The sequence below is a fragment of the Methanosalsum zhilinae DSM 4017 genome (assembly GCF_000217995.1).
GTDB classification, from domain to species: domain Archaea; phylum Halobacteriota; class Methanosarcinia; order Methanosarcinales; family Methanosarcinaceae; genus Methanosalsum; species Methanosalsum zhilinae.
On the sequence record NC_015676.1, the window covers coordinates 121005 to 135130 of the forward strand.

9 protein-coding genes are annotated in these 14126 nt (G+C 29.7%); 3 read left to right on the forward strand and 6 right to left on the reverse strand.

The genetic code is table 11. From position 1 onward, the window contains the following. Entirely contained in the window at positions 1-1926 is a 1926-nt protein-coding gene (locus tag MZHIL_RS00600; RefSeq protein WP_048815412.1) for a site-specific DNA-methyltransferase, read from the reverse strand. Between the two features lie 257 nt (positions 1927-2183). On the opposite strand from MZHIL_RS00600, the gene MZHIL_RS00605 reads away from it, so the two are divergent. After that, on the forward strand, positions 2184-3104 hold the full coding sequence (locus MZHIL_RS00605) for an IS5 family transposase (protein ID WP_013897432.1): 921 nt from the start codon (positions 2184-2186) through the stop codon (positions 3102-3104). On the opposite strand, the gene MZHIL_RS00610 is transcribed toward MZHIL_RS00605, so the two are convergent. The 5 genes from MZHIL_RS00610 to MZHIL_RS00625 form a co-directional block, all read right to left on the reverse strand. Beyond that, complete coding sequence (locus tag MZHIL_RS00610; protein WP_048815413.1) at positions 3059-3874, reverse strand: hypothetical protein; 816 nt, start codon at positions 3872-3874, stop codon at positions 3059-3061. The genes MZHIL_RS00605 and MZHIL_RS00610 overlap by 46 nt on opposite strands. 35 nt (positions 3875-3909) lie before the next feature. Continuing rightward, positions 3910-4077 (reverse strand): hypothetical protein, encoded by a 168-nt coding sequence (locus MZHIL_RS10425; protein WP_157209603.1) that lies wholly within the window; start codon positions 4075-4077, stop codon positions 3910-3912. Then, positions 4067-6856: an ATP-dependent helicase gene (locus MZHIL_RS00615; protein WP_013897433.1), complete on the reverse strand. Its 2790-nt coding sequence runs from the start codon at positions 6854-6856 to the stop codon at positions 4067-4069. Before MZHIL_RS00615 ends, MZHIL_RS10425 begins: the two co-directional genes overlap by 11 nt. A gap of 163 nt (positions 6857-7019) precedes the next feature. Beyond that, positions 7020-7577: a tyrosine-type recombinase/integrase gene (locus MZHIL_RS00620; protein WP_013897434.1), complete on the reverse strand. Its 558-nt coding sequence runs from the start codon at positions 7575-7577 to the stop codon at positions 7020-7022. A 266-nt stretch (positions 7578-7843) separates the two neighbouring features. After that, positions 7844-9691 carry a hypothetical protein gene (locus MZHIL_RS00625; protein WP_157209604.1) on the reverse strand — a complete coding sequence of 616 codons (1848 nt, stop codon included), beginning with the start codon at positions 9689-9691 and terminating at the stop codon, positions 7844-7846. A 622-nt stretch (positions 9692-10313) separates the two neighbouring features. Between MZHIL_RS00625 and MZHIL_RS00630 the strand changes: the two genes are divergently transcribed. After that, positions 10314-11621 (forward strand): Cdc6/Cdc18 family protein, encoded by a 1308-nt coding sequence (locus MZHIL_RS00630; RefSeq protein ID WP_013897436.1) that lies wholly within the window; start codon positions 10314-10316, stop codon positions 11619-11621. 800 nt (positions 11622-12421) lie between these two features. Then, positions 12422-14098, forward strand: coding sequence for a zinc-ribbon domain-containing protein (locus tag MZHIL_RS00640; protein WP_013897438.1), 1677 nt, complete (start codon positions 12422-12424; stop codon positions 14096-14098). Positions 14099-14126: the final 28 nt, after the last annotated feature.

Here is a 14126-nt window from a genome sequence, read left to right on the forward strand (position 1 = left end):
TTACACCCTGAACATATTCGCTTTAAAAATTTCATCAATTGATTTAGCACCTTCAATCAATGAATTTCCATTCACAAAAATTTCATCATATTCATCATTTAATAGTATTTCAGCCTCTACAAACTCTTTATCTTTTTCTGGATCAAAGTTTTCAGTTTTATTTCTCCAAAGAACAATAATATTTTTTTCTTCAATGAATCCTTTTACAACCACATATTGGATTTCACCATCATCTTTTCGTTCTATTGAATTTATGTGAATTCCAGCAATATAATTGAAGGTTTCAATAAGATCAACACCCATTTTTTTAACTTCATTGTTATCATATATTTTTAAAGTATAATTAAATGGATTATCAAGTGCATCTAGATTGAGGAATACATTATTATCCCTACTTTCAAATTCAAGCATGTATTTGATTTTATAATCTTTTGATTTAGTTACTAATGTGGAAGGCTCTTTAAAATCAATATTGTTTAAAGAGTCTTCATATTGTTCAATTGACTGGTACTTTATAATCTGTTTTGGATAACCATTATTGTCTTGTGGTACGCCGTTTTTCCAATTATCTGAGTAGATAACTTTAAGAATTCTGGGTTTTATTACAGTATCAAAATATTGTCCCATTTCTACAAGAACGAACTTTCTATTACCTTCATCTTCTTTATTTAATTTTAAGACTGAATGGGCAGTTGTACCCGATCCGGCAAAAAAATCTAATATGACACCATCGGTTGTATTTACTGATTCTAAAATACGTTTAATTAAATAAACCGGCTTAGGATAATTAAACACCTTTTTACCATCAAAGAAGTTTTTTAATTCTTCAGTTCCATTTTCATAATTTACATCTTTTTCATAAAGTATTGATTTCATTTTTGATATTTTATTTTCTGAAAAATAATCCTTTTGAAAAACATCGTATACCTTAGCACCATTTCTATTAACTAATCTAACCATTAACTCATCTTTTTTAGTAGCAACACTTAACTTTGACCACCTCCATCTTCCATCAGTTCCATTACTTAGTTTTGGAATTATCTCTACAAAATCTTTTGATTTATTTTCAATAGATATTTCTTCTGTTGTTGGATTATAGTAAATTGGATAATATTGGTTAGGAGCATCTTCTCTTGTTGCTCCCGCACCTCTTTTTCTTAGACCTAATTCTCTATATAAACCCTTATCATCTCTTTTTTTATATTCGTGATTATCTTTTGGAAATCCTAATGGATTAAACTTATTCACATTTTTTGAATAGCATACCATATACTCATGTTCTGAGGCCGTATATTTTTTGGCTTGATTTCCTCTTGGATTTGATCGAACGATAAATAATTCGATAAAATTATCTTGACCAAAAATCCCATCACATACATTCCTTAAATTATGAACTTCGTTATCATCAATTGAAATAAAACTAACAGCGTCATTTAAGAGAAGGTATTTTAGATATATTAATCTGTTACTAATCAAAGATAACCAACTACTATGACTGAACCCATCCTTATATAGGAAGGCATCACTTCCCGTATTATATGGTGGGTCAATATAGCAAAAATTGATTTTCTCTTTGTACTTATTTAAAAGCAAGTTCAATGCATGGAAATTATCTGAATTTATTAGAATCCCATTAGTTTTCTCATCAAGATTTTCGATTTCACTTAATATTTGATATTTAAACTCAGTATCATAGAACTTAGTATCAATTGAAAGTGTTGGGTTTTGTTTAAGGACTTCAATCATAATTTGTTGATTGGTCTTATCTACATTAGTTATCCCAGTTTTTAGTGTAGTGACCTCATCATTAATATCAAATGAATAGAGTTCTTCCCACTCAGACAACTGTTTTTTATTTTGAAGGATATATGGATAATATTTTTCATCAATGTAATCAAGAGTTATGCAATAGTCAGTAGAAAGCACAAATTTCTTCTTTTCCCATAGTATTTTTTGGAAATCTTCGATTTGTGCCAGGAACTCAATTATTTTAAGTGATATTTCTTTAAAGACTTTTATTTTATTGAGATTTATATCTAAATCATCTTTTGAACTAATATCATCAATATGTAAGATTTGGCTCTGTAGAAATCCTATTTTCCATTACCACTTCAACCTAATATTATAAAAAGGATGAGTCCCCTGTGTTTTTTTGCTAAACAAACAAAAACAACAGGGGATGAATGTTTTTGTCAGGAAAATACTTAAACTTTATTGATACAGCCATTGCTGTCTCAGGAAGATCTCATCTTCCATTGTATAGCAGTAAGTATTCTAAGAGAAAATATACTCAGCACCAGTTAATGACACTGGTTTTACTAAAAGAATACTTAAATGAGGACTATAGAAACTTCGTAGAACTCATTGAATTAATGGATAAGGTACAGAATAAAATTGGAATAAAGCAGGTACCACATTTTACAACATTACAGAAATTCATGAGTAGAATACCATCAGTATATTTTAACAGCATATTGAAACAAACTCTAAAACTCTTTTATTACCATGGTGAAAGAATATATCTTACTGCTATTGATTCAAGTGGATTTACAGGTGGACATTGTAGTTACTATTATTCAATGAGGACTGGAAAGAAAAGGAGATCATATCTAAAAACAAGTATAGCAATTGATACTGAGAAATTTATTGTTACTGGATTTAAGATCTCAAGTAAACCTGTACACGATACGAAACACGCACAAACATTGCTGAAGCAATGTCATAGACTTCGTCATTCAGAATACTATGTCCTGGATAAGGGGTATGACTCTGAACAAATTCATGTTCTCATACGAGAGAACATGAATTCAAGTCCTCTTATCCCTGTAAGACAGAGGAAAAGAAAGAAAATAAACGGCAAATACCGTAGGAAAATGGTTGAAGAGTTTGATGAGAAACTCTACCATTCGAGAAACCTGGTAGAAACAATGTTCTCAGTTCTAAAAAGAAAATATGGTGAAGAAATTAAGTCAAGAAAGTACAGAAACCAGGTAAAGGAAGTGAAATGTAAGATGTTAATACATAACATCGAAAGATATAACTCATTTACAATTATTATTTACATAAGGATTTCTACAGAGCCTAAGATTTCATTTTTTATATAGAAATCTAATTCTTGGCTTAAGAATTTCTTTAAATTCTTATGGGTGAAATAATCACTGGTATTTTTTGTAGTATATTTGTTAAGATGCCATTCAAGTTCTGATTTATCTGACTTGTTCCCATCAATTTTTATATGTTTTTTATTTAGATCAGATAAACCATATATTGCAATATGCTCATTTATTTTAGCGAGGTTATATTGATTGATTTCATCTTTTCCCAGTTTATTTTTCCCTGTAGTGTCACAAACTAATTTTTCTTCTTCAACAGTTAATCCCCGATATCCAAAATCAACTACAAGGTGATTTTTTCTTGTATCGTAATCTACATCTTTAAAAATGAAGAACTTTTTCTTTTCGTCTTTGATATTGTTCTTTTGTAATTCGATATCTTCATTATTTATCTTGAAGTCAGCACTAATTGAACCTGTTTTGAATGAATAGTGATTAAAATTCTCCCCGGTTTTAATATAATATTGATCATTGTTTGCCCAATAAAGATAAACTTCTTCACCATTATATGGAATTGCATATTTTGAATCTTTGGAATACCTTCTCTTTGAGATGAAATCCCCATTATCGTAATATCGTGAAAAAAAGTTGATAATATCATCATATATCTCTTCTTCAATATCATTCTCTTTTTCAACTGTTTTAACTTGGTTTTCGAGGTCAAGATAATTTTTGACTTTAGGAGTTTCTGCATATTTTTCCTTAGCATTTTCTATATTGCATCCGAAATCAGACTCTATCTCACCCTCCAATTTTTTCATTTCGTTTTCTAATGCCGATGAGTTTTCAATGGATTTTATATTTTCTTGGATGATATCAAATAATTCAATATCAATAAACTCAGAAATTTCCTTTTTTTTATGTTTAAAATTCGATATATACCAAAATCGAGATCATTATTTTCAAATTGGAATATTTTTTTTAATAATGTTTTAAGTTTTAATACTTTATCTTCATCTACCATTTTTTGTGTCTCCTTCCATCATATTACATAACTGGTAGAATTCACAAAGTCCCGCTTTTGTCTTGCAGATAGGTCCTTCCCAGTTTCGTTCAAATTCTTTATTTTCTACATTTTGAATGATTGATTTTATCAAACTTTTAGTCTTTTCAAGTTCTACGTTGCTATTGTCAAAAAATATTCTTCTGTTATCCTTAAATGTGTAAGCACTGATTTTTTTTATAGGTTCATTATACCGATTTGCGAGCGCTAAATTATAAATGCGTAGTTGAGTATCTACATTCATCTTTGAGAGATATTCAGCATATCTTGACTTGTAATCAATTAGTTCAATCTCTTCATTTGTATTTTTAATGACTAAATCCGCTTGTCCATTTATTGAAATATTTTTATTTATGTAAGAAAAAGGAACTTCGACATCAAGAACATCGTATATAAATCCACATGCTTTTTCATAATAATTATATAAATCTGTTATTAGTTCATTTCGCCATTCTTCCCTAGATTCATCATCTTTGCAATACATATCTACTATTTTTACAACATCTGTTATGTCAATTTCTTTTCCCTCTTTCATCATTACATGTATCTTTTTTAGGCAATTATGCACAATTACTCCATATGCTTGAAAATAACCTGGCGGAGTCTGAAATCCTAGATAATCTCGACAAAAAAATCTAAAGGGACAACTAATATATGTACTGATTGATGAAAAACTTAGATTGCTTTTTTCAACATTTGGTATATAATGATCATTATCTGAAATTATTTGGCTGAAATTGTCCGCTTCTATAAAGTTATTGAGTCCGATTTCATCAATAAATTGAGATGGTTTGAAATACTTTCCATCTATGGTACTAATGGCTAATACTTTTTGAGGACGTGACATACCAACATAAAAAACTCTTCTTATTTCTTCACTACGATTAAAATTGCTCTTATTCATCATTAGTTTTTTTGGGATTTCAACTATAAACTCATCATTTTGATTATTTGTATTATATCTTTTATGTGTAACTCCTGCGAGTATAACAATTGGGAATTCAAGACCTTTGGCCTGGTGTATTGTCATCAGGTTTACTGCATCTACATCTTGGATGCATGCAGCATCTTCGATCTTATTTTCGGGGATATAGCATAACTGATCAATAAAAGACTTGAAATGATTAGAGTTTGTATTATTTTCAACTTTATGTATAATTTTAGAGAAAATTGCAAGATTTCTTATTTTTATATCTGCATCTGCATCTTTTTTTTCAAGATACCGTTTAAATAATCTATAGTTATATTGCGTAGCATCAAGAATTTTATAAAATAATTTTAATTGGCTAACAGAATTTCTTTTTTGAAGTGTCATTAAGTCCTTTAATCCCATCAATTTTTGAGCATCATTTTGTTCCACATTTAATTTTTTTAAAGTAGCATAATCATATGATTCAAGCAAATTATAAATATCAGCAACATTTTTCAGTTTCTCAATTGTATCTTCATGAAGATCCAAAAATTCAGATTCAAGAATATTGTGATCAAATAACCATTGTTTTTGCTTTTCATTCGGATAATGAGAATTGATGTAAATCATTAGAACAAGTAAGTTTTTTATTTCTTCCTGCTCAAAAAGTGAACCTTCTCCTTTTGTAGTATAAGGAATTTTTTTATATTCTAACTCATCAATTATTTCACTTGAATGAAATTTAACACTTTTAAACAAAATGGCGATATCTTGATATCTGGCATTACACTTTTGAACCAGATATTCAACAAATCTAACTATTTCTTTTCCTTCTGATTTTCGTGAGTCACTATATAAAATGACAGGCTTGGAGTACTCTGGATTTGAAGTGAATATTTCTTTTTCAAAGGTTCTATGAGGTTTCATAAACTCATCATATGTTTGAACAATTTCCTTACAAGATCTAAAATTTTCTTCTAGTTCTATTTTTTTTGCATTGGGATATCTATCTAAGAATGTCCTGAAGTTTTCAACAGAAGCACCTCTGAATCCATATATACTTTGATCTTCGTCACCAACAACTGTTATTTTATATTTAGGTGCAGTTATCAATTCAAAAATAGCATCCTGTATGGGATTCGTGTCCTGATACTCATCAATTAAAATATAGTCGTACATTTGTCTAACGAGTTCTAGTACTTCATTATTCCTTTGTAAAAGGTGGTAAAACTCTCTTTCCAACAAAGAAAAGTCCAACCTTGTATTGTTTGGGTCCAATAGGTTAGCAAGATAGATTTCGTAACTTTTTGCAATAGCGATTTCAAAATCGCTTCCTTTGTTTTTTTTGAAGTGATCCACAAGTTTTTTTGGATCAACATCATTTTCAGTACAGCGGTTATAAAAATTTATAAGTTCATTAACGCTAATTTCGGTAACATATTCTTTTAATCCAAAATTCCACATGTAATTTCTATTGACATATAGAAATTGATCAAGATCATCCATAACTTCAAATATATTCCCAAAATTGTGATACTCGGGGAAAGATTGTAGCATTTTTTGACAAAAAGAATGGATTGTAGAAATTTGCATATTTTCTACCGAGTCACCCAAATCTTTACGCAGTCTATTTCTAAGTTCATCTGCTGCTTTAATAGTAAATGTACTTACTATTATTTTATTTGGATTATATCCCTGTTTTACTAGATAAATAACCTTTTCAGTTAAAACTCTGGTTTTTCCAGTTCCAGGTCCAGCAACAATCAAAAGTGGGGAATCTATGTATTCAATGGCTTCTTTTTGTTGCTCTGTAAGTCCAATATCTTCCATAATCCAACTTTTAATAATTTGTTACGGAACTATTTAAATTATTCTACGAATGGTTCTTTAGTAATCTTCAATATTTTGACATTGATTAAGATATACATTTTATTTTTAGCATAGGGATAACGTCTATGGAACCAAAAGATTACTATTCATTTAGTGTATATATTTATAAACAGAAGGACAACATTTTTTTAATTTCTTGTTTTTCAGTATCTGTAAATGGTAATCCTTGGTAGTGTTTTAATGATGTTAATTCAGTGTGTCCTTGTCGTAAATAGACAATATTCAAAGGCATGCCAGCAACTATCAACCAAGATTCAATTGATTTTCTAGTAGATTTTGCACTTAACCCCTTGATATCAATTCCAGACTCTGCACCCCATCTTTTGAGATTTTGGTTCCATCCTTGCAATGAAGGTGGCTTAGGGTCATCGAAAAACTGAGTTATGATTTCAGACATAAGGTCTGGTAATGGATATATGTATCTTTCAATTTGCCTCCTTTTCATCTTTTTTGTAGAATGGACTGGGAGATGTATTGTGTTTCTTTTTCTTAAATACCATTCTGGGTTATTATGAAATCTCAGAAATTCCTGGTATCGCATTCCAGACCAGAAAAGGATTAAAAAGCGTCTGCGTTGAATCGGATTATTTATATCATCTAAGAGTATATTATACTCTGATGGAGTTAATATTTTAGTATTTTTAACAAAAAATGATTCCATAATTATATTGTTGTTTTAATAAAACATAAACATTTGGTTAGATTTACAGCAACAAATCAAATGGGAATACATGTTAGAACTCATTAATATTGCTGTTATAGCATAAAACAACAACCACTTTTTGATTTATTTTTTAAACAAACCTATAGATTCAACCAAATATTAGATGCATGAGTATAAAAATACTTTAGGTCAAGAGAGTTTAAAAAATCTCAACATGACTAATAGGGAATATAAAAAAACTGAATGCAACTTGGTTTTAGTATTCACGTATTATCTAGAAGTATCAATGCTTGTATTTCCTGTTGGTTACGAATTTGTGCAAAATCCCAACTCCCCACTCCTATAAAATTTGAGTTGAATACTATCCTTGGATGCCAAAGTCTGTGATGATACACAGGACACTTTGCATGTTTTAGGACTTTGAAATTTTGCATTCTGCTGGTTGCCTGGATGTGAATCTCATCCATATATTCTGCAAGATTTTTCATATCCATATGAGAAGTGTAGATGATACCATTGTCTTTTTTGAGTTCATACAAGATGTTTTTGTAGTAAGGCCATTCAATCGTTTTTGATTTGTTATTTTTACAAAATAATTTTATTTTATCATCAAAAAAATGAATTAATTCATGATTATGTGTTTGAGTAAATTTTTTGCCTCCACCGACATTCGGAAGCGATAAGAACATATCTAGTAATGTTTCATGTATCTCTTCATTTTCTATGTGATCCATGAAATCAATCAAAGCAAAACTTTCTCTATTGTTCCCCATATAGTTAGTAGTTGTTTGACTGTGTATTAGCAATTTATTTGAGTTCAAGATCACCTTTGCATGATTTCTAGGTATTTCGTGAACTTCTATATTTTCAGCCCGCAACAAATTGATCGCATCATGGTGTTTATCATCTCTTTTGAAGATTTCAGTCAACATCATTATTTGTGGTTTTTCAGAAAAATAATCGTATACGTGTTCTCTCATTTTTCCGGTGATTATTAAATCTGCACCGTTTGCCATATCCCACCATATATCATTCATGTGTCCAAGTCCTACGGTTACTTTTACACCTGGCAATATTTCGGTTTCTTTCAAATCATTGATGTATTTCATTGGATACTTAAAATCAGATTTGATATATCTAGGTGATAATTTAGGATGCTCAAATTGGAAATGCCCAATTTGATTAAAAAGATTCATCTGTGTAGGAATTTTCCAGTTACTATTAATTAAGACTTTAGGGAAAGGTAAAAGATCTTCAGAGAATAAGTGATCATTCTTGCGGTCTCTTGAAGATGTATATATCATATCCCATCCATCTACTTTTGAATTTTCAGAGATGTTATATTCAATGGTAGTCAGATAAGAAAATGTTTTTTTAAAATAAAATAAAATACCTGCAATTATTGCGTTGATGCGTCTTTGATGCGATTCGGAACATGCGGGAATGTACAATAAACGATCATTCAGAGTACAATCAGCAATTGCATAAGATAATCTCATTTCTATACCTATTGAGTTTTCATGTGGTTCCGTGATTATGAACAAATGCTTATTATCAACAATAAGGTCGTATGGAAATTTTCCAGTTATGACTTTGTGACCTGCTTTATCAAAATATTGTTGAATTAATTCTAAAAATTTCACATGATATACCGCATTAGAAGGTTGATTATCTGCATAAAAGTTCATTGCTGTAAAATCGGGACTATAACCATATAACCCGTAATAAACAAGTTTACCAAGTTCATTAAGAAAATAGGGACTGTACCAAAAATCCTGATCATTATATTTTTTCATTCTCATTGCACGATAATTCACAAGATTCGTGTCAAGTAATTTTTTGCGATATTTATTGACTTCCCTGTAATCAACTATACTCATACTTTTTTTCTGATAAATTTCAATAAATTTTTTTATTATAGGTTCAGCGGGTAGCAGTTCAAACATAATATTGACATAAGGGTCAGAAAGTTTCCTTGAATTTGATAATAGAACTTTTTGGAAGTCTATAGAGTCCTCTAATTTTCTTCTATTGAATGTGAAATTATACTTTTTTTGCCCTGCAAGATTTATTTCGTGGCTCCAAATAGCATATCTTTCATTTGGTCCCATTATTCGTGCATCTAATATCAATTTTTTTGAATACATTTTATCATGGATGCTTATTTGTGTTTGAGAGAAGTTGAAATTGAATTTACATTCCTTTCAACTTCATCGACAATCAGATCTCAAGACATTTTATGCAAAAAAGCCTAATGAGAGATGATCATCTATATTTTCATGCTAAGAATACTTCTCTCTACAAAAAATCTACAAAAAATTTATCTACAAAACGTAGCACTGGGGAATACTCGTTCATGTAAACGTGCTACTAAAAATCAATTGTATATTTTTTATGTACTTATACCCTATAAGTACTTCTCAACATATATACTACAGTAATAATATATATAAATTTTTATAAATATGATTAATTTGAATACAAACGGGTTTGATAGAAAAACAAAGAAGTTTCTGAGTTTTGTAAAGAGTATAATATAGTTAATGTGATTAAACATTAAACAATAAATATCAATAAAACTCTACACAAAATTTCAATTTAATATATAAATTTGAGTAATATTTACTTTTATGGTGACGCTAATTCTTATATATCATTAGTTATAATTTACAGTTAACACTTAAAATATAATTATATGATAATATTACAACTACGTAAAAGGAATAAATAAAAATGTTAAATTTTGATAGAAAAGGAATTATTGAAAATGATGAGTACCTTGATGTAGAAAGAATACCGGATTCAACGGATGAGATACTTCATAGAGGTAATGTCTTTGATTTTTTGATAGATCACTGTGGTCCAATCTTGGATCGAAAAAAGGCAGATAATGTAATCATATATGGTCCAAGTGGAACTGGAAAGACTGCAGTTGTGCATACATTTTTGAATGATCTCAAATCTAAAGTAACGGAGAATGATATTGAAATAACTATTCTTTGTAAAATGGTTTCCAATAAAGATACAAAGGCTTCAATTTTAAAATATTTGATTAAGGAATTCGAGTATGAAAATAACCAAAGTCATACAAAAATTTCTAATTCCACTTCAGAATATGAATATCATTTTCAAAAACTGTGCCTCAATCATGATGGGTACATAATTTTGGTTCTCGATGAATTAGATAATCTATCGGACCCCGAAGTTATAAACTTTTTAACAAGACTTTCTCTTAAAAACATATCTTTTATTGGTATTTCGAACGACATTGATTTTTTAAATATAGGAGGTGGTAACAGCAAATCATCTGCTACAAATATTTTTTACAAGAATGTTGAAGTTTATGATGCCGTTCAATTGGAAGGCATACTCCGTGATCGTGCTCAAAAAGCATTATCTCCTGAAAATTATGATAAAATTGGATCTTATACTTTTGCTCTCATTTCTGCACGAGTCAAGAGTGAAAAATTTGGAGATGCTCGTGTTGGGATCAATAATTTGAAAAAAATAATAAAAAAAATAGAAAAAGAAAATAAAAGTCCAAATACAATGGAAGAAATTGATGACATTATTTATGAAACTGATAATGAGATTTTCTTTTCAAAAATTAGGAATTTGGATAATGAACTAAAGATAATACTTATTTCAATTTTAAACATGAAAAAAGAAAATAGAATTTTAGAATATACATATCCACACTATTGCAGCATAGTAAACTCGTATGTTATGGGGAAGAAAATGGAAAAAAATACTTTTCGTAACAAGGTAAAAGAACTGGAGGGTAGAGGTATACTGACCATTGAACGCCAATATCTTGGACGCGGGGGAACTAAAGACCATTATACATTTTTGGGTGATGAAACAGCGGTAATAAACAAATATTCTTTGACAGATAATTTATTCTGCCGATTTTGTATACATACGCCTGATGACACTGATAATCGAAAAAAAGATCTGGGTTCTAATGAAGATAACACCGAAAATAATGTTTTGTTGGATGATATGGAATTGCTTTCAAATCCAGAACACTTTTCGAATTGAATACTAAAAATGATATCTTCAGATAGCGTCACTAAATTGATGTAAACTATAATTATTTCTATACCTTTTTCGAGCCAATCAAAATCCATGGGAAGAAGGTACCAGAAATATATCTATTTGATTTGATCACAGATTATTTCAGCAAGATAAATTGAAAAACGTTTGCTACAAGGAGTATTGCTTGAGATATAAATCTCGTACTTTCCCTCACTCTATATGCACACTTTTTGTAAGTGGAACTCTATCCGAAGGTATGTATGTCTATTTCTATGATGTCAAAAATTTTTTTGGTAATTATACACTTTTTGTAAGTGGAACTCTATCCGAAGGTATGTATAATATATATGCCACAAATATCTCAAAATCTTCATTTTATAGATAACTATATATATTATTAGAGCATAAGCACAACAGACTAGAGTGTTTTGATGTATCAAAACATAAGGAGTTGTGTTTTGATTGTTTTTACCACCACATATTCTTTTTTTGGATTCCACTTACAAATTGTGTGTATATAGATACTATCTCCGAATATTCACAAAAATCAGTAATGATAGGAACTTTTCTACCTTCAAAATAATCAATTTTAAGAATCAATATATTTAGATTCTTTATTATTTTAGTTTTATATAAATATAATCCAAAAAAACTACACATTTTATTGATTCAAAGATTTAATAATCTCTATTTTTGAATAAAATTTGATTTTGAGGTTATTAGAGTCTTTTAATGGTATTAGAAACCTTAATTGAAAATTTGATTAACTTGAATAAAAAAAATAAAAAAATTGGAATGATAGTATGAAAAAAAGAAAAAGTTTGAGTGAAACACATCCTGAAATTGCTAAAGAATGGAATTTCCAATTAAATGGTGATCTAAAACCTGAAAATATCACTTTTGGATCTAACAAGAAAGTTTGGTGGACCTGTATTAAAAATCAAGAGCATATATGGCAAGCAACAGTTAATAATCGTACCAATAAAGGTTCAAAATGTCCATATTGTAATGGGAGAGTCAATGAAGAAAATAATTTAACCATAACTCATCCGGAAGTGGCTGATGAATGGGATTACGAATTGAATGAAGGGTATAAACCAACCGATTTCACTTATGGTTCTGATCAAAAAATTAATTGGATCTGTAAGAAAAATAAATCACACAAATGGAATACAAGTATCAACAACAGAACTATGAACCAAAGTGGATGCCCATACTGTGCTGGAAAAGTGGCTACAAAAGATAATAATTTGAAGGTATTATATCCTGAAATTGCAAATGAATGGGATTATTCAAGTAACGGTGGATTAAAACCCGAAAATTTTCTACCACGATCAAAAAAGAAAATCAATTGGAAATGTGTAAAAGGCCACAAATGGAAAGCGAAAATAAGTGATAGAACGATAGGAACAAACTGTCCAAAATGCTATAATCAATCATCAAGATTAGAACTATTTATTTTTGCTGAACTGAAACATCTATTTGAGCAAGCAAAGCACCGTTTCAAGATAGATGGGACTGAGTGTGATATATATCTTCCTGAAATCAATCTTGCAATTGAAATAGATGGTAGTTATTGGCATAGTCTTGATAAGGATATCAAAAAAAATAATCATTTGAAAGATTGTGGCGTAAAACTATTACGTATCCGAGAGCATCCTCTGGAAAAAATTGAAAATTTAGATATTGTATATAAGAAAGATAAATCATACTTTGCTATCCTTAAGAAAATATTAAAAAAAATCGCTATATTCGATTTGATTGGTTCTGCTGAAAAGCAAAAAATCACTGCTTATATGGAAGAAAACAAGCCACAAAATGATAAACTATACAGAGAGATGATATTCTCTACAAAATTAGATGAAAACCTTGCTAAGAATTATCCTGAAATTGCTAAGGAGTGGGATTATGAAAAAAATTATCCACAAGAACCTGAAAATTTCACTCCTCATTCACATGAAAAAGTTGCCTGGAAATGTAAAAAAGGCCACAAATGGATTGCTCGAATAAAAGACCGAACTCGTGGGCGGGGCTGTCCATATTGCTCCAATAAAAAAGCACATCTAGATAATTGTCTAGCAACAATAAATCCAGAACTTGCAAAAGAGTGGCATCCATTCAAAAATGGAGACCTGACTCCCAACGATGTACTTCCTGGCTCAAAAAAAGACTATTGGTGGATATGTAAGAAAAATCATGAATGGAAAGCAAGTGTATATTCCAGAAATAATCGCCAGTTTGGATGTCCGTATTGTTCAGGGAAAAAAGTATGTTTTGAAGATAGTTTGGAAAATTTATATCCAGAACTTGCAAAAGAGTGGCATCCATTCAAAAATGGTTCAGTAAAACCTGGCCATATTTCCCCAAAATCTGAAAGAAATGTTTGGTGGATATGTAAGAAAAATCATGAATGGAAATATCGGATTAAAAATGTGGTTCAACAAGGATATACTTGTCCATATTGTCTTGAAAATGAATGAAATTCAATTTTTAGAAGTACAATTCTTT